At 28.0% G+C, this 17,773-nt stretch carries 16 protein-coding genes and 1 pseudogene; 10 read left to right on the top strand and 7 right to left on the bottom strand.

The window, feature by feature from the left end:
• Nucleotides 1-65: 65 nt before the first annotated feature.
• The 9 genes and pseudogenes from aspS (at nucleotide 66) to CINS_RS03070 (ending at nucleotide 10,334) form a co-directional block, all read left to right on the top strand.
• Nucleotides 66-1,817 carry an aspartate--tRNA ligase gene (aspS, locus tag CINS_RS03110; RefSeq protein ID WP_039649755.1) on the top strand — a complete coding sequence of 584 codons (1,752 nt, stop codon included), beginning with the start codon at nucleotides 66-68 and terminating at the stop codon, nucleotides 1,815-1,817.
• A complete protein-coding gene (locus CINS_RS03105) occupies nucleotides 1,814-2,386 on the top strand; it encodes an adenylate kinase (protein ID WP_039649752.1) in 573 nt (190 codons plus the stop codon). The genes aspS and CINS_RS03105 overlap by 4 nt, the downstream gene beginning before the upstream one ends.
• A gap of 10 nt (nucleotides 2,387-2,396) precedes the next feature.
• The gene (gene ppa / locus CINS_RS03100) at nucleotides 2,397-2,915 is read left to right on the top strand and encodes an inorganic diphosphatase (protein WP_039649750.1); all 519 of its coding nucleotides are present in this window, start codon (nucleotides 2,397-2,399) and stop codon (nucleotides 2,913-2,915) included.
• Nucleotides 2,916-2,938: 23 nt separating this feature from the next.
• Nucleotides 2,939-3,955, top strand: coding sequence for an OmpA family protein (locus CINS_RS07610; protein WP_052251959.1), 1,017 nt, complete (start codon nucleotides 2,939-2,941; stop codon nucleotides 3,953-3,955).
• A gap of 78 nt (nucleotides 3,956-4,033) precedes the next feature.
• On the top strand, nucleotides 4,034-6,646 hold the full coding sequence (locus tag CINS_RS03090; protein ID WP_039649749.1) for a valine--tRNA ligase: 2,613 nt from the start codon (nucleotides 4,034-4,036) through the stop codon (nucleotides 6,644-6,646).
• Nucleotides 6,647-6,649: 3 nt separating this feature from the next.
• Complete coding sequence (locus CINS_RS03085) at nucleotides 6,650-7,606, top strand: methionine ABC transporter ATP-binding protein (protein ID WP_039649747.1); 957 nt, start codon at nucleotides 6,650-6,652, stop codon at nucleotides 7,604-7,606.
• Nucleotides 7,607-7,626: 20 nt separating this feature from the next.
• A pseudogene (locus CINS_RS07805) lies at nucleotides 7,627-8,262 on the top strand (methionine ABC transporter permease); the annotation flags it as partial.
• Between the two features lie 10 nt (nucleotides 8,263-8,272).
• Nucleotides 8,273-9,496, top strand: a complete 1,224-nt coding sequence (locus CINS_RS07800) for a glycosyltransferase (protein ID WP_052251957.1) — start codon at nucleotides 8,273-8,275, stop codon at nucleotides 9,494-9,496.
• Nucleotides 9,497-9,563: 67 nt separating this feature from the next.
• Nucleotides 9,564-10,334, top strand: coding sequence for a MetQ/NlpA family ABC transporter substrate-binding protein (locus CINS_RS03070; RefSeq protein ID WP_039649745.1), 771 nt, complete (start codon nucleotides 9,564-9,566; stop codon nucleotides 10,332-10,334).
• Between the two features lie 26 nt (nucleotides 10,335-10,360).
• Here the strand turns inward: CINS_RS03070 and CINS_RS03065 are convergent, their stop codons facing one another.
• Together CINS_RS03065 and pta are read right to left on the bottom strand one after the other, a co-directional pair.
• Entirely contained in the window at nucleotides 10,361-11,551 is a 1,191-nt protein-coding gene (locus tag CINS_RS03065) for an acetate kinase (protein WP_039649743.1), read from the bottom strand.
• Between the two features lie 8 nt (nucleotides 11,552-11,559).
• Nucleotides 11,560-13,017 carry a phosphate acetyltransferase gene (gene pta, locus CINS_RS03060; protein WP_039649741.1) on the bottom strand — a complete coding sequence of 486 codons (1,458 nt, stop codon included), beginning with the start codon at nucleotides 13,015-13,017 and terminating at the stop codon, nucleotides 11,560-11,562.
• Between the two features lie 84 nt (nucleotides 13,018-13,101).
• Here pta and flgH point away from each other — a divergent pair, with 84 nt between their 5' ends.
• A complete protein-coding gene (gene flgH, locus CINS_RS03055; RefSeq protein ID WP_039649739.1) occupies nucleotides 13,102-13,803 on the top strand; it encodes a flagellar basal body L-ring protein FlgH in 702 nt (233 codons plus the stop codon).
• Nucleotides 13,804-13,816: 13 nt separating this feature from the next.
• Here flgH and CINS_RS03050 read toward each other — a convergent pair whose 3' ends face one another.
• The 5 genes from CINS_RS03050 to ruvA are packed head-to-tail and all read right to left on the bottom strand — an operon-like array spanning nucleotide 13,817 to nucleotide 17,772.
• Nucleotides 13,817-15,220: a Mur ligase family protein gene (locus tag CINS_RS03050; RefSeq protein WP_039649737.1), complete on the bottom strand. Its 1,404-nt coding sequence runs from the start codon at nucleotides 15,218-15,220 to the stop codon at nucleotides 13,817-13,819.
• On the bottom strand, nucleotides 15,213-15,956 hold the full coding sequence (locus CINS_RS03045; protein WP_039649736.1) for an alpha/beta fold hydrolase: 744 nt from the start codon (nucleotides 15,954-15,956) through the stop codon (nucleotides 15,213-15,215). The genes CINS_RS03050 and CINS_RS03045 overlap by 8 nt, the downstream gene beginning before the upstream one ends.
• Entirely contained in the window at nucleotides 15,943-16,170 is a 228-nt protein-coding gene (locus CINS_RS03040) for a type II toxin-antitoxin system Phd/YefM family antitoxin (protein ID WP_039649734.1), read from the bottom strand. Before CINS_RS03040 ends, CINS_RS03045 begins: the two co-directional genes overlap by 14 nt.
• Before the next feature lie 2 nt (nucleotides 16,171-16,172).
• Nucleotides 16,173-17,210, bottom strand: coding sequence for a D-alanine--D-alanine ligase (locus CINS_RS03035; protein ID WP_039649732.1), 1,038 nt, complete (start codon nucleotides 17,208-17,210; stop codon nucleotides 16,173-16,175).
• Between the two features lie 10 nt (nucleotides 17,211-17,220).
• Nucleotides 17,221-17,772 (bottom strand): Holliday junction branch migration protein RuvA, encoded by a 552-nt coding sequence (ruvA, locus tag CINS_RS03030; RefSeq protein WP_039649730.1) that lies wholly within the window; start codon nucleotides 17,770-17,772, stop codon nucleotides 17,221-17,223.
• Between the last annotated feature and the right edge of the window lies 1 nt (nucleotide 17,773).

Here is a 17,773-nt window from a genome sequence, read left to right as displayed (position 1 = left end):
AAGCAAAAGAATAAAATAATATAATTACAAACATTGAAGTAAAAAAACAAGCTTAAGGAAAAAAATTGAGAACACATTACAATACAGAGCTTGACATAAAAAATGTCGGAGAAGAAGTGGTATTATGTGGTTGGGTAAATTCTTATCGCGATCACGGTGGTGTAATTTTTATAGATCTTCGAGACCGCACAGGATTAATTCAACTTGTGTGCGATCCAGCAGATAACAAGCAAGCACACAACATAGCTTCTGAAGTCAGAAATGAATATATTTTAATAGCTAAAGGTAAAATTAGACCCCGTGGTGAAGGATTAGTAAATCCAAAATTAAAAACAGGTGAAATTGAAGTAATTATAAACGAATTAACTATTGAGAATGAAAGTGCTGTCATACCTTTTGCTATAGGCGATGAGAGTGTTAATGAAGAATTAAGATTAAAATATAGATTTTTAGACTTACGAAACAAAAAATTATATGATAATTTTGCTTTGCGTTCAACTGCTTGTATTGCTGCGAGAAATTCGCTAGCAAATATGGGTTTTTTAGAAGTTGAAACACCTATATTAACTAAGGCTACTCCTGAAGGTGCTAGGGATTATTTAGTTCCTTCTCGTGTACATCAGGGAGAATTTTATGCCTTACCTCAAAGCCCCCAATTGTTTAAGCAACTTTTAATGTGTTCAGGCTTTGATCGTTATTTTCAAATAGCAAAATGCTTTAGAGATGAAGATTTAAGAGCTGATCGTCAGCCAGAATTTACTCAGATTGATATTGAAATGAGTTTTTGTGAACAAAAAGATATTATAAATATGGCAGAAAATTTATTAAAAGATATTTTTAAAGCTTGTGGCAAGGAAATTAACATTCCTTTTCAACAAATGAGCTATAAAGATGCAATGGAAAATTATGGTTCTGATAAACCTGATTTAAGATTTGATATGAAATTTATAGATGTAATTGATATTTTTTCACACTCAAATAATGAAATTTTTGCAAATATTGCAAAAGACACTAAAAAAAATCGCATCAAAGCATTGAGAATTCCAAAAGGTGATGAAATTTTTTCAAAAAGACAAATGCAAAGATTTGAAGAATTTGTTCGTAAATTCGGAGCAAATGGTTTAGCATTTATACAAATGAAAGAAGAAGGTCCTAAAGGGCCACTTTGCAAATTCTTTAGCGAAGAAGATCTTAACACATTAATACAAAGATGTGAGCTAGAGGTTGGTGATGTGGTATTTTTTGGAGCTGGAGTTAAAAAAACTGTCTTAGATTATATGGGCAGATTCAGACTTTTTTTAGCTAATGAAATGAGTATTATAGATGATAAAAAATTGGAATTCTTATGGGTTATTGATTTCCCTATGTTTGAACAAAATGATGATGGTAGTTATTCTGCAATGCACCATCCATTTACTATGCCAAAAAATATTGAAGAAAAAGATATAGAAGAAATTAACTCTATCGCTTATGATGTTGTATTAAATGGTATAGAATTAGGTGGTGGTAGCATAAGAATTCACAAGAATTTAATCCAACAAAAAGTATTTAAACTTTTAAATATTAACGAAGACGAGCAAAAGAAAAAATTTGGATTTTTACTTGATGCTTTAAGTTTTGGTGCACCACCACATGGTGGTATTGCTATAGGTCTTGATAGACTTATAATGCTTTTAACAAAATCTTCGAGTATTAGAGAGGTTATTGCTTTTCCTAAAACACAAAGAGCACAATGTCTTATGACTCAAGCTCCAAGTGAAGTCAATAATGAACAAATGAGAGAATTGGGAATTAAATTAAGGGAGAATATTAAATGAAAAAACTATTTCTAATTGTAGGTGCTCCAGGTAGTGGAAAAACTACTGATGCAAGTATCATAGCTCAAGATGATAATAATATTACCCATTACTCAACCGGTGACTTATTAAGAGCTGAAGTTTCTAGCGGTAGTGAACTTGGAAAATTAATAGATAGTTTTATATCTAAAGGAAATTTAGTGCCTTTAGATGTCGTTGTAAATACTATTGTATCGGCATTAAAAAATGCTCCCACTAATATTGTTTTAATTGATGGTTATCCAAGAAGTGTTGAACAAATGTTAGAATTTGACAAAGTATTAAAAGAACAAACTGAAGTAATTTTACAAGGTGTTATTGAAGTTAAAGTTAGCGAAGAAGTTGCTAGAGAAAGAGTTTTAGGGCGTGCAAGAGGCGCTGATGATAATGAAGAAGTTTTCAATAATAGAATGAAGGTTTATTTAGAACCTTTAGATGAAATAACTGATTTTTATACCAAAAAAAATATTCACCATATTATAAATGGCGAAAGAAGTATTGAAGTTATTGTGGCTGATATTAAAAATTTAATTCAAAATTTATTAAAATAAAGGAAAAAATATGGATATTAGTAAAATTAAAATTGGAGAAAATCCGAATAAATTAAATGCAGTGATTGAAATTCCTTATGGTTCAAATATTAAATACGAACTTGATAAAGAAAGTGGCGCAGTTATGGTAGATCGCGTAATGTATTCAGCGATGTTCTACCCAGCAAATTATGGTTTTATACCAAACACTCTAGCTGATGATGGTGATCCAATTGATATTTTAGTATTAAACGAATATCCTATTCAAGCTGGTGCTGTAATTCCTTGCCGTTTAATTGGTGTTTTAATTATGGAAGATGAAAGTGGTATGGATGAAAAATTACTTGCTGTTCCTACAAGTAAAATTGATCCTAGATATGATAATATCAAAGATTTAAATGATTTACCAAAAGCAGTTTTAGATAAGATTAAAAATTTTTTTGAAACTTACAAAATGTTAGAACCAAACAAATGGGTAAAAGTAAAAGAATTTGCAGATATAAAAATAGCAAGTGCGATTTTAGAAAATTCTATTAAAAATTATAAATAATTTAAAATATTTAAGGAAAAATAATGAAAGGTATTATTGCTTTAGGTGCTGCTTTTATCATTTTGCTCGGTGCAAGTATTGGTTTTTATATATGGTATTTTAATGATGAAAAAACTTATGTTTATGATTACACAAAAGATAAGAAAACATATGAAAATTATTCCAATGCAAATCAAAATTACAACAATACTCAAAGCAACAATGCCTATGATTTAAATTCCAATAATTCTTACCAAACAGCAATATATCATAATGAAGAAAAAGATATTCAAGAAGAAAAACACGAACAAGATTACAATTTAACAACAACTCCTATAACACAAAACAAGACAGATCAAGAAAAGCTTCAATATCATAAAACTAATAACACCAATACAAATGAAAAAATAAACAAAAACACACAAATTTCCTCAAAAAAACAAAATATAAAAACAAATATTATGCAAGAATACATTGAAAAAGGAAAAACTAGCAAATATGAAAAAAAATTAAGCAATGAATTTGTGAAAGTTTATGTACTAGATGGCAAAACTTTAAGTGATTATAGAATTAGCTTATTAAGTGAGATGATTCGTCCTATTGCTGAAAATTCGCAAGATTATAATTTGACTATTTTTATACAAATGCTTCCTAATGATAATATGAATTTAAGTATCTATAACAAAGATATAGTTTTTGAAAAAAATAAGAAAAAATATAATTATGTTGATATGAAGATCGAAGATTTCAAATTTTTATTTGAAAGAAATGGCTATGATAAGTATAGTAATGAGGATATATTACAACAAATCGATCAAAAATTAGCAAGAGAGAATGTATTAAAAAGAATTAAAATACAAGGTTATGCTGATGATAGAGGCAGTTCTTTTGCAAACTATATGATAGGTTTAAATAGAGCTATGAATGTTGCAAAACATTTTTTCGCTTTTACAGAGCTTATTGAAATTCAATCTTTTGGAAAAGAGAATTATCCTTTAAAAGATAAATCTGATCAACAAAGACAGGACAATCGTAAAGTAGAAATTAGCTTTTATAACTAATTTTTGCTTTATTTCAAAGCTTCTTTAATATTTTTAAGCTAACATAATAAATCTTATTTTTCCTTGAGGTGGGTAACTATGTATGACAAATCACTCGAAAAAGAGTATTATACTATTTGTGAAGAACGTGGATATTTTGAAATTGATGGCAATAAAAAAATTCAGCAAAAAGATAAATACTTTTGTATTATGATGCCACCACCTAACGTCACTGGTGTTTTACATATAGGTCATGCTCTTACTTGTACTTTGCAAGATATTACAACTAGATACAAAAGAATGGATGGGTATAAAACTTTATATCAGCCAGGGCTTGATCATGCAGGTATTGCTACACAAAATGTAGTAGAAAAACAGCTTCTAACTCAAGGCATTACAAAAGAAAAATTAGGTAGAGAAGAATTTATTAAGAAAGTTTGGGAGTGGAAAGAACAAAGCGGTGGAACCATAGTTAAACAAATGAGAATACTAGGCATCACACCGGCTTGGAGTCGTTTGCGCTTTACCATGGATGAAGGTTTGGTTAATGCAGTCAAAAAAGCCTTTGTAGACCTATACAATAAAAAACTCATAGTTCGCGATAATTATATGGTAAATTGGTGTACACACGATGGAGCTTTGAGTGATATTGAAGTTGAACACAAAGAAAATCAAGGTAAGTTATATCATTTACGATATTTTATTAAAAATTCTAAAGAGTATTTAATTATAGCTACCACAAGACCTGAAACTTATTTTGGCGATAGTGCTATCATGGTAAATCCTAATGATCAACGTTACAAACACTTAATTGGAAAAGAAGTAGAATTACCTTTACTAAATCGCAGTGTAAAAATTATTGCTGATGAATATGTTGATATGAATTTTGGAACAGGTGTTGTAAAGGTAACTCCGGCTCACGATATCAACGATTATGAAGTAGGTTTAAAACATAAGCTAGAATTTATTACGATATTTGATGAAAAAGGTATTTTAAATCATCATTGTTTAAATTTTCAAGGCAAAGAAAGATTAGAAGCTAGAAACGAAATTGTGACTTACTTACAAGAACAAGGATTTATTGAAAAAATAGAAGATTATATCAATCAAGTAGGATATTGTTATCGTTGTAAAAATATAGTTGAGCCTTATATTTCAAAGCAATGGTTTGTAAAAAATGATATAGCCAAGGAAAGTATTCAAAAGGTTAATCTTGGTGGTAGTAAATTTTATCCATCGCACTGGATTAATAGTTTCAACGCATGGATGAAAGACTTAAGAAATTGGTGTATATCAAGACAACTTTGGTGGGGACATCAAATTCCTGTGTATTATTGTGAATGTTCACATGAATGGGCTAGTGAAGAAAATCCACAATGTTGCCCAAAATGTCAAGGTAAAAATTTTAAACAAGATCCTGATGTACTAGACACTTGGTTTTCTTCAGGTCTTTGGGCTATGAGTACTCTGGGATGGGGTAATAAAGATTGGGGCAAAAATACACTTTGGAACGATGATGATTTAAAAAATTTTTATCCCAATTCTTTATTAATTACTGGCTTTGATATTTTATTTTTTTGGGTTGCTAGAATGATGTTTCAAAGCACTAATGCATTAGGAGATTTACCTTTTAAAGATATTTATTTGCATGCACTTGTAAAAGATGAACAAGGAAGAAAAATGAGTAAATCTTTAGGCAATGTTATAGATCCTGTAGAAAGTATTGAAGAATATAGTTCAGATATTTTACGCTTTACCTTAGCTTTACTTGCTATACAAGGAAGAGACATTAAATTAAGTAATGACAAATTATTACAAGTTAGAAACTTTACCAATAAACTTTACAATGCGAGTAAATTTTTACTTTTAAATGAAGAAAGTTTCGAAGATTTAAACCCTAAGAATATAAAATCAAATTTAGCACAATATATTTATTCTCGCTTTAATATTTGTGTAAAAGAAGTGAGAGAAAATTTAGATAACTATCGTTTTAATGATGCAGCTAACACTTTATATAGATTTTTTTGGGATGAATTTTGTGATTGGGGTATTGAGCTTAGCAAAGCTGAAAAATCAAGCATTAAAGAACTTGGAAGTATTTTTAAAGAAGCATTGAAACTTTTAAATCCTTTTATGCCTTTTATTAGCGAATATTTATATCATGAATTAAGCAAAACTTCAATCCACACCCATGATTCTATAATGATTACAAAATATCCTATATTTCATACTCAAAATAAAGATATAGAAGAGTTATTTAATATTATCATTGAAAGTATAATTTCTATACGTCGCGCAAAAACCTTAATAGAACTTGGTAATGCAAAAATTCAAAAAGCTTATATAAAATTAAACGATTCAACTTTGGAAAATAAGGTAAAAGATTATTCTAATTTTATTATCACACTTGCAAAATGTGAAGAAATTCACTTTACAGATAATAACATAAAGCAAGCCATTAGAGATGTAAGTGAAAATTTGGAAATTTTTATTCCAACTCAAGATCTAGATTTAAGTGGTATATTAAATCGTTTAAATAATCAAAAAAACAAATTAGAAAAAGATTTTAATAAATTAAATAGTATGATGCAAAATGAAAAATTTATTGCAAATGCACCAAGTCAGGTGGTAGAACAAAATAAAGTTCAATTAAGTAATATAAAATCACAGCTTGATAAAATTTATGAAGAAATTTCACATTTAAAAGGCTAACTGGTGATAAATATACAAAATTTAAAAAAATATTACGGTGAAGAGTTAATAATTAATGATGTGTCATTGGAAATTGCCAAAGGTGAAATTTATGCTTTAGTTGGACATAGTGGTGCAGGAAAATCAACTATTTTAAGATGTATTAATGGATTAGAAACTTACCAATATGGTAGTGTAAAAGTTTTTGGAAAAGAAATTCAAAATCTCAAAGAAAAAGAATTAAGAGAATTTAGAAAAAATATCGGTATGATTTTTCAACATTTTGCATTAATGAGCAGAAAAAATGTTTTTGAAAATATTGCTATGCCTCTAGAAATTCATGGTTTTTCAAAACATACTATTAGTAAAAGAGTTAAGGAACTTTTAGATATTGTTGGATTATCATCTAAGATCAAGGCATACCCAAAAGAACTCAGTGGTGGACAAAAACAAAGGGTAGCCATAGCAAGAGCTTTAGCTTTAAATCCTCAAATTTTATTAAGTGATGAAGCAACTTCAGCATTAGATCCAAGTACTACAAATAATATTTTAGAACTTATTGCTAAAATTAACAAAGAATTTGGCATCAGCGTTGTTTTAGTAACCCACGAAATGGAAGCTGTCAAACAAATAGCACACAAAGCAGTTTTACTAGATCATGGACAGATTATAGGAAAAGGTAAAGTTGAAGAATTATTTTTAAAACCTAATGAAAAAATGCGTGAATTTTTAGGAGAAAGTGAATTTTTACCACAAAATGGTGTCAACATTAGACTTTATTTTTGTAGAGAAAAAGCTAATCAATGTATTATAACCCATATGGCTAGAACATTAAATATTGATTTTAATATAGTATGGGGAAAAATAGAAAAATTAAATGAAAATGCCTTGGGAAATTTAGTAATTAACATCGCTCATCAAAATCAAAACGATGTATTGCAATATTTACAAGAAAATGGTGTAATTTGGGAGCTTGTATGAATTTAGAAATCATTTTAAATAATTTTGAAAATATACTTTATCCAGCTTTGCTTGAAACTTTATATATGAGTTTTGTTTCAATATTTTTAGCTTTTTTGATTGCCATTATTCCAGCTATTATTCTAACAATTACAGACAAAGGTGGTCTGTATGAAAATAAGAGTATTTATAGCGTGCTTGATTTCATTATCAATATTTTAAGATCTTTTCCTTTTTTAATCTTAATCATAGTTTTAAGCCCTCTTACTAAATATATCGTAGGTATGAGTATTGGAACAACTGCTATAATAGTTCCATTAACTATAGGTATTGCACCATATTTAGCAAAAATGATAGAAAGTGCTTTTAAAGAAATTGATCCTGGTATCATCGAAGCAGCAAGATCTTATGGCGCAAGTAAAATGCAAATAATATTCAAAGTTATGCTTAATGAAGCATTACCAAATATAATTAATGGTACAACAATGATTTTAATAGTAGTCATAGGTTTTTCTGCTATGGCAGGTACAGTTGGTGGAGGTGGTTTAGGTGATATAGCTATACGCTATGGCTATGAAAGATTTAATACACAAATAATGATTCAAACAGTTGTTGTTTTGATTATTTTGGTACAAATTATACAATTAATAGGAAATTTACTTTACAAAATTACAAAAAGATAATTTTATGAAAAACAAACTAGGTATTTTACTAGCTGCTACAAAAAATTCAAGCTTTACCATAGGAACTTTACTCATTAACCTCATGGATTTAATGAGTAAAAAAATAGATATATTTTATATACTTCACGATGGTTTTTCTCTTGAAGATCAAAAAATTATGAAAAATATTGTGCAAAATAAACAAATTAAGTTTATATTATTTACACAAGAAAATTTTACAAAAGCAATCAAAAATCAATGCAAGCAAACAGAACAAAAAGAGGATATATCCAATTTGTTTTTTATTCAAAGATGGACACATATGGCTTTTGCTAGATTTGAAGCATTTAAATTTCTAAATGAATGTCAGTGCATTATTTATATTGATTTTGACGTTTTACTTTTAAAAGATATTAGTGAGTTATTTAAACTTAAAGAACAAAACTATCATCTTGGAGCAAGATTAGGGAAAACTTTACTCAAAGTAGCACTACCTTCTGAGACAAACTGTCCAAATAAGCATACTTATCAAACGGGAATTTTAGTTTTTACAGACAATATAAAACATCCTTTAAAATATTATAATTTTATTTATTCTTATTTATCTCAAAATAATGATAATCTACAAGATCAAGGTGTATTTTCTTTGATGGTTTTTAAACATCATTTAAAAGTAAAAGATTTAAAAGATAAATATACAGGAAGCACTCATTATCTAACCAATACCATGCAAAATGCTTCTATAGTTCATGCAAGTGGTACAAATAGTAGATTTTGGAATAGTTTGCTTTGTAACAAAACTTGGCCACAATGGCAAAGATATTATGAACAATGGCAACAACTTGGAGGAAGTAAATATGATGGAATATTTAACGCTGATACAAAGCAATCTCGATATAGGATTAAATACCACCTTTCTTATAAATTAGGTTATGCTTTTATAGAAGCTATGAATAATAAAAAAAGGTTATTTATTCTCCCATATACTTTATTTCAAATATACCGTCAACATAAAACTCTAGCAAAAAAATTTCAACGGGATTTAAAAACAAATCCTCATTTAAAACTACCACCACTAAAACATTATGAAGATTACTCTACAGAAGGCTTAAAAAACAAACAATCATATTCATATAAAATTGGAAAAAGACTTATTTATGCACAAAAAAATTGGTACAAAGGAGGATATTTCATATTTATAAAACAGTTAAAAAAAATATTCAAAGACTATAAAAATAAACAAAAATAAATTTATATTATTTTATTAATATTTCTACAATATAATCAAAAATCTTAAATTTTTTAAAGGAGTAAAAATGAAGTTATTAAAATTTCTTGCTATTAATGCATTTTTAGGTGCAAGTTTATTTGCTAATGAGATTATTACAATTGCCGCTAGTCCGGTTCCTCATGCACAAATTTTAGAGCAAATTAAACCCGATTTAGAACAAAAAGGTTACAAGTTAGAAATTAAAGAATTTACCGATTATGTTTTACCAAATCTAGCTGTTGATGGTGGTGAAATTGATGCAAATTTTTTTCAACACACTCCTTATTTAGAAGAATTTAACAAAAATAAAGGAACAAAGCTAGTAAAAATTGCAGGAGTTCATATTGAGCCAATGGCAGTTTATTCTAAAAAATTTAAAAGCATTGATGATTTGAAAGATGGAGCTACCATAGCTGTTCCCAACGATCCAACTAATGAAAGTAGAGCCTTAGATATTATCGAAAGAAAAGGATTAGTTAAATTTAAAGATAATGCCTTAAAAACTCCATTAGATATTACAGACAATCCAAAAAATATTAAATTTGTAGAATTAAAAGCAGCTCAACTTCCAAGAGCTTTAGATGATGTTGATTTTGCAATCATCAATTCAAATTATGCATTATCAGCAAATTTAAATCCCGCTAAAGACAGTATATTGATAGAAGATGGTCAAAGCCCTTATGTTAATATACTTGTTGTAAAAGAAGGGCATGAAAATGATGCAAAAATCAAAGCTTTAGTTGAAAGTATCCAAAGTCAAAAAGTAAAAGATTTCATTAATCAAAAGTACGACGGATCTGTTTTACCAGCTTTTTAATTTTTAAAATTAGTAACCTTGGATTTTTAAATTCCAAGGTTATTTAAAATATCTGATGTAATCTTTGCAATCTCTAATTCTTCATCTGTAGGAACAACTAAAATATCTATCTTAGATCCTTTTTTACTAATTACCCCACTTCTTGAATTTTGATTAACATCAGTATCAATTACAAAACCTAAGTGTTCAAGTTTTTGACATATACCCTGCCTTACCTTGCAATCATTTTCTCCTATGCCGGCTGTAAAAATCAAAGCATCAACTTGTGGCAATATTGCATAGTAAGAACCTATATATTTAATTAATCTATAACAAAACATATCAAAAGCTAATCTTGCCTTATCATTGCCTAAGCCTATTTGTGTATCTATATCTCTAAAATCATTAAAACCACAAATGCCATACACACCGCTTTTTTTATTCATAATAGTATCTAATTCTTTAATATCTATATTTAATTCATTAGCTAAAAAAGGTAATAATGCAGGATCAATATCGCCACATCTAGTCCCCATAATTAATCCTTCTAACGGGGTAAAACCCATAGAAGTATCTATGCATTTACCATTTTTTATAGCACAAACACTAGCTCCATTTCCAAGATGAGCACTAATTGCATTAAAAGAATTAATATCTTTATTTAATATTTGTGCAGCTTTTTTACTTACATAAGAATGCGAAGTACCATGAAAACCATATTTTCTCACCTTATGTTTTTCATAATATTCATACGGTAATGCATACATATATGCATAATCTGGCATACTTTGATGAAAAGCTGTATCAAAAACAGTTACATTTGGAACATCTTTAGCTGTATTCATCATCGTTTTAATCCCGATTAAATGCGCAGGATTATGTAAAGGAGCCATATGGGCAATTCTTTCAATTTCTTTTAAAATATCATCATCAACCAAACAGTGTTTAGTTAATCTTGAACCACCATGAACGATTCTATGTCCACAGCCATCAAGCTCATTTAAATCGTGCAATATTCCACTTTCAGCAAATAATTCATTGACAAGCTTCATTCCATCTTCATGATTTTTAATTGGCAATTCTTGCTGAAATTTTTGCAAAGTTTTAAGATCTTTTAACTCAACTTTAGATTTTTGCTCACCTATTTTTTCAACCAAACCAGAAGCTACTGCTTTATCACCATCAAAAAGCTTAAACTTAATTGAAGATGAACCTGAATTTAAAACTAAAATTTTCATTTTTCTCCTTATTCTTGTGCTTGTATTGCACTTAATACAACAGTATTAATAATATCTTCAACTAAACAACCTCTACTTAAATCATTAATAGGTTTTTTCAATCCCTGCAAAATAGGTCCTATAGCCAAAGATTTTGCTGTTCTTTGTACAGCTTTGTAACATATATTTGCAGCATTTAAATCTGGGAATATAAATACATTAGCATGCCCTGCCACCTTAGAATTTGGCATTTTACTCTTAGCAGTTAATGGATCTATTGCTGCATCAAATTGTATAGGTCCATCAACTAAAAATTGCGGATATTTATCTTTAACAATTTTTACTGCCTCTTTTACCACATCAACACTAATTCCACTTCCACTATTTCCACTGGAGTAAGAAAGTAAGGCAACACTAGGTTCTATTCCAAAAGATCTTGCGCTATTTGCACTAGTATAAGCAATCTCAGCGAGTTGTTCAGGAGTAGGATTTGGCACAACAGCACAATCAGCAAAAACAAAAACTTGATCTTCTAAAGACATAAAAAATACGCCAGAAACTGAACTCACCCCATCTTTAGTTTTAATAAGTTGCAAAGCAGGACGTATGGTATCAGCAGTAGTTGTACTGGCTCCACTTACCATAGCATGAGCTTTATTAGTATGAACTAATAATGTTCCAAAATAAGTAATATCTTGAACCAACTCTTTAGCTTTTTCTTTAGTCATACCTTTTGCTTTTCTTGTTTCATATAATATATCTTCAAATTCTTCATTATATTGGGAATTTTTTGGATTTATAATACGAACACCATCTAAATTAACATTTATTGAATTAGCTTTTGATAAAATTTCATTACTGTCTCCAAGTAAAATCAAATCAACTAAATCATTTTGCATCAAAAATTCACTCGCTCTTAAAATTCTTTCATCAAAACTTTCAGGTAAGACTATAGTTTGTTTATTTGATTTAGCTTTTTTAAAAAGCTCATGAGAAAATCTTGCTTGAGTTTTATAAGCATAAGGTTTAGCCAGCGTAAAATTTTCTTCATTTTTCAATAAGACAAAATGATCTAATTTTTTTTTCAATAAAAAATTTAAAATATCATAATCATCGTTTGTTTTTGCATATAAAGGAGAATTTAATTCTTTAGCCAACATGATATTTAAATTCAAATCACCCATCAATCCATAATGATCTACGCCTATAATAATAGAAAAATAATCATGCGGGCAATTTACCTCAAAATCTTCTATAATTTTTTTAAAAAAATCATTTGAATGATTTATCATTTGTAATTGATATTCTTCACCTTTAAAACTATAAAAATATTTAAATTCCACACAATATTTTAAACACAACTTCTCTAAATTAGATTTTATTGTTTCATTTAAAACTGGAAAATAAAATATAATCTTATCATTTGCTTGTTTTATATGATCAAAAATTAATTTTTCATCATAATTTAAAATAAAAGCTGAAAGCATTTTTTTCCTCTTTTTAGTAAATTAATTGTTTTTTTGTAATATAATAATTTTAAAATTCATCACACTAAGATAAGGTTATAATTTATGAAATTTACAAATATTATTATATCTGTGTTACCTTTAGTAATGATTGGATGTAGTGCTACAGTAGATCCGCACATTAATATGAAACCACCAGCATATGTAGAAGAACTTGCTCCAAAACAAAATAATAATGTACAAAATAATCCTGGATCTCTTTTTGGAAGAGGAGATAATCCTTTGTTTTCAGATAAAAAAGCTATGAATGTAAACGATCTTGTTACAGTAGTAATTAGAGAAAATGCCACACAGAATTCTCAAGGCTCAAAAACAACCAATAAAAACAATAATGTAAATTTGGGTGGTGGACAAATTTCTACAGGACCAGGTCTTAGTCAAGTTAAGGATCTAATTAATGACTATGCAAATGTAGGTTATACCACAACGAGTAATTCACAATACCAAGGTACGGGTTCTCAAACAAGAAGTGAAAATTTTCAAACAACAATTTCAGCTAGGGTTATAAAAGTATTATCTAATGGAAATTATTTTATAGAAGGGAGTCGTGAGCTTTTAATTAATGGAGAAAAGCAAATCATCCAACTAAGTGGAGTCATCAGACCTTATGATATTTCTCAAGATAATATGATAGATAGTAAATATATAGCAGATGCTAAAATTTTATATAAAACAGAGGGTGATATAGACAAATCTACACGCAAACCTTGGGGTACCAAATTCATGGAAACTATTTGGCCATTTTAAAATTCTAGATAAATTACATGAAATTAGGTGCATCGTTTGAAAATAATATTAGATCATTATCTTTTGTAGATTCAGCTAAAATTTTTATCAACTGATTTTTATCTTTTAAAACAATATTTTCCAATACAATATGCTTTTTTAAGATGGCACTATTTATTTCTGAAGTAATAATCACAAAATCAAAACATTCATTGATGATTTTACACAGTTTAATATTTTCATCGTGATTTACTTCAACTATACCAGGAGTTACTAAAACTCTCCTACCTTGATAACTCTTACAAAGCTCATAACTTTGACTCATGCCTTTAAAATTACCATTAAAACCATCATCTATAATAAATTTTGGTTTTCTAGAAATAATTTGCAAGCGATGCTCTACTGCTTTTAAATTTGAAACACTTTTTATAAGATGCTTTATATCAATTTTCAAAAAATACGCCATAGATATACAAGCACTTAAATTATAAGCATTAAAGGCCCCTAATAAAGACGTATGGAAAGTATAACTTTCTCCATTAAAATTCATTTTGAATTTTAATCCATCTAAATTAGCTTCAATATCGCTTAAGAAATTGTCATAAAATTCATCTTTATATAAAGTACTGGAATGTAAAAAATATTTTTCTAAACGATTTGATTTCAATGCTTCCAATTTAGTTTGTCGTATATTCTCTTGAGTCTTGAAATATTCAAGATGAGCCAATCCAATTTCTCCAATAATGCAAAATTGTGGATTTAAAAATTGAGTAATTTCCAAAATATCATTTCTTTTTCTAGCTCCAGCTTCAACAATATAAATTTGAGTTGATATATCTAAATTCTCATTAATATCTTTTACAATACCTAAAAGAGTATTAACACTCCTTGGAGTTTTGTGGCATTTGTATTGATCTTTTAAGATTTCATATAAAAAATTTTTAATACTTGTCTTACCAAAACTTGCTGTTATTAAAATAATTTTCAAATCAGTATTTTTTAAAATCTTATTTTTTGCTTTTTTAATAAAATACAATTGATTTAATTTTTCCACTAAAAAACTACACAAAAATGCACAAGCTAAAGCTTCTAATCCTAAAAAATAATTCTCTAATAAAAACAACAAACTAAATAAAAACAAACAGACAAAAAAACGCTTCACTCTAGCTGTAAAAATTAATTTTTTATCTAACTTTTTATATAAATAAGATCCATAAATTATCAAAAATAAAAATGTTAATAAAAAAAACATATATTCATTAAAATATAATGATACTAAAAATGATAAATAAGGAAATACAATAAAATATATATGCCAAAGGGGCTTGGCAAAATGAAACAAGATTCTACTGAATTTATAAGAATACCATTGCAACGTTAAAATTAAATAAAAACCTATAATGAAATTTAAACCTAAAAAAGAAATAATTTCAAGCATTTGTATTAAGCTCTACATTAATTTTTTCACTGATAAATTCAGCGTGTTGTAAGAAAAAGAAATGATCCCCTTTTAGAGAATAGAATTTCCCTTTTTTTGCTAAAGAATGAATAATAGCCCCACTTTTTAATGGAGTTGCTTTGTCCTCATCACCCCAAAAAATTAAAACAGGACTTTTTAAATTTTGAAATTCACTTTCTATATTTTCATTTACTACTTTTTTAAATGTTTCATACATAATTTCATTCATACCTTGCGCATCCTTACTAATAAAGAATTTTCTTATAATTTCGCTATATGGGAGATGTTTTAAAATTTTAAAAAGAGATATTTTAAATTTAACCTTAAAGCTTTTAGGTAAAACAATTCCTGCGCTAGATAATAAAATTAATCCTTTATAAATATTATCTTTGCACATTAAAGTAGCTATTTTTCCACCAAAAGAATGACCCATCAAAAAATCAACTTTCACTTCAATTGTATTAATAAAATCTTCCACAACTTTAGTATAGGCATAAGAGTCCATAGCCACATCAATACTTGAATTTCCAAAACCTGGCAAATCAAGATAAATTTGTTTATAATCTTTTAAATATTCTTGGAATGCTTGTTTCATTAACTCTTTATTGGCTCCCCAGCCATGTAAAATTAATATTGTTTTATCACATTTTTGATTTATAATTTCATAACTCAAATTATAAAAATAGCCATTAGAATATACTCTAGTCTTTGCCATCATTTGCCTTTTGCTTGTATATATTTTCCAAAAGCACAACAGCTTCACTCAAACGCTCATATTCTTCAAAGCTAAGCAAAACAGCCTCAAATTTATTATTTTTAACAATAACCAGTCTACCGTTTTCACTTTTCTTAGTTTTTTCAAGGATAGTGCTAAAATTTCTTACCACTTCAGTTGCTGTATAAATTTCATCCTTACTAAAAGTAGCCATAATTACATTTTACCCTTTTGGCCATTAATGCTATGCAAAAATTTATAATCAATCTTAATTTGTTTTTCAAGATCAATATAATGAGCAAGTTGGTTTAGAGTATTTGTAAAATCATCAAAAAGATAATTGGCTAATGATCCAGGATTAGGATTTATTTCGTTTAAATAAACCTCATCATCAATCACAAAAAAATCACAACGGATTAACGCACCTTTAAACAAAGGATTATAAATTTTAGTAAAACTTTCTTTTAATTTTTTCTTTAAATTATCATCAAGATTAGCTTCGTTGATTTTATTACTTTCTGAAAATCCCAAATACTTTTGCTCAAAATCTAAAATTTCATTTTTTTTAGGTTCTTCTATCACAGAAAAACAAAATTCATCATTTATCATACAACCTGCAAGATTGTATTCTTTTATATTGCTAATAAACTGCTCAACCACAATTTCATCATCAAATTCATACGCAACATCTTTAGCATATTTAAATTCCTCCTCATTTTTTACTATACTTATACCTATACTACTTCCAAGTCTTGCTGGCTTTAAAATACAAGGAAAACTCACTTCGTTATTTTCATTTTGTAAAGATAAAACTTTATAATCAAGCGTTTTTACGCCAACACTTTTTGCATAAAGCTTTGTGAAAAATTTATTAAAAGATATTACACTAGCTTCTAATCTTGGACCAATATATTTAATTCCATAAAAATCAAATAAAGCAGAAATTTTTCCATCTTCACCATCTTTTCCATGAATAATATTAATCATCACATCTACTTCAAGTTTTTTCTCACTTAAAATATTTTTGACAAAAAAACCACCCTGCTTTAAAATAAGTTGCTTTTCTTTTTTATACATTCCACTACTAAAAGCCTTTGCATTCATTTTATTTTCATCTATAAGATAAAAGTCTTTTTTTTCGTCACAAAATATAAATTTTTTTTGCTCTTTTAAAACTTTTTTTAACACCACTGCACTCACAATACTAATCTCGTGTTCATATGAATTGGCGCCAAAAATAATTCCATATATCATTAATGTTCCTTTATGCTAATTTTTTTAATGCTTCTTTGACAAGTTCTCCAGTTTCAGTACTTTGACAAGAACTCAGCGCTTTTAAAATATTTTCTTGCTTAAATCCTAGTGATATTAATGCTGCTAAAGCTTGAGAATGGGTTAAATCGCAATTACTAATATTCATCTTGGCATCACTTAATTCTGTAATAATTCTCTTTGCACCTTTTGCACCAATACCCGGAACTTTTTTAAATGCACTTTCATCTGCATTTTTCAACGCCATGTAAAATGCATCAACACTCAAACTAGAACACACAGCCATAGCAGTCGTAGCACCGATACCATTAATTTTAATAAGTAGTTCAAACATTTTTTGTTCGCTATCATCTAAAAAACCATAAAGTTTATGCGAATCTTCTTTTATTATTTGAGTAATTAACAACTCTATTTTTCCATTTTGATTAATTTGATTAGAACAAAACAAAGAAACATATACTCCATAACTTACTCCACTTACAGTTTTTAAAACAATATAAGTAGGATTTTTTTTGGCAACTTCACCTTCCAATGCAACTATCATC

Source organism: Campylobacter insulaenigrae NCTC 12927, assembly GCF_000816185.1.
In the GTDB taxonomy this organism is placed as follows: Bacteria; Campylobacterota; Campylobacteria; order Campylobacterales; family Campylobacteraceae; genus Campylobacter_D; species Campylobacter_D insulaenigrae.
This window is presented reverse-complemented; position numbering and strand designations above follow the sequence as displayed.

Excerpts from the sequence above, each read along its gene's own strand:
- CINS_RS03050 (WP_039649737.1), bottom strand. The coding sequence starts at position 15,220 with ATGCTTGAAATTATTTCTTTTTTAGGTTTAAATTTCATTATAGGTTTT.
- CINS_RS07800 (WP_052251957.1), top strand. The coding sequence starts at position 8,273 with ATGAAAAACAAACTAGGTATTTTACTAGCTGCTACAAAAAATTCAAGC.
- CINS_RS03035 (WP_039649732.1), bottom strand. The coding sequence starts at position 17,210 with ATGATATATGGAATTATTTTTGGCGCCAATTCATATGAACACGAGATT.
- CINS_RS03065 (WP_039649743.1), bottom strand. The coding sequence starts at position 11,551 with ATGAAAATTTTAGTTTTAAATTCAGGTTCATCTTCAATTAAGTTTAAG.
- flgH (WP_039649739.1), top strand. The coding sequence starts at position 13,102 with ATGAAATTTACAAATATTATTATATCTGTGTTACCTTTAGTAATGATT.
- CINS_RS03045 (WP_039649736.1), bottom strand. The coding sequence starts at position 15,956 with ATGGCAAAGACTAGAGTATATTCTAATGGCTATTTTTATAATTTGAGT.
- ruvA (WP_039649730.1), bottom strand. The coding sequence starts at position 17,772 with ATGATAGTTGCATTGGAAGGTGAAGTTGCCAAAAAAAATCCTACTTAT.
- CINS_RS03090 (WP_039649749.1), top strand. The coding sequence starts at position 4,034 with ATGTATGACAAATCACTCGAAAAAGAGTATTATACTATTTGTGAAGAA.
- ppa (WP_039649750.1), top strand. The coding sequence starts at position 2,397 with ATGGATATTAGTAAAATTAAAATTGGAGAAAATCCGAATAAATTAAAT.
- CINS_RS07610 (WP_052251959.1), top strand. The coding sequence starts at position 2,939 with ATGAAAGGTATTATTGCTTTAGGTGCTGCTTTTATCATTTTGCTCGGT.
- CINS_RS03105 (WP_039649752.1), top strand. The coding sequence starts at position 1,814 with ATGAAAAAACTATTTCTAATTGTAGGTGCTCCAGGTAGTGGAAAAACT.
- CINS_RS03040 (WP_039649734.1), bottom strand. The coding sequence starts at position 16,170 with ATGGCTACTTTTAGTAAGGATGAAATTTATACAGCAACTGAAGTGGTA.
- CINS_RS03070 (WP_039649745.1), top strand. The coding sequence starts at position 9,564 with ATGAAGTTATTAAAATTTCTTGCTATTAATGCATTTTTAGGTGCAAGT.
- pta (WP_039649741.1), bottom strand. The coding sequence starts at position 13,017 with ATGCTTTCAGCTTTTATTTTAAATTATGATGAAAAATTAATTTTTGAT.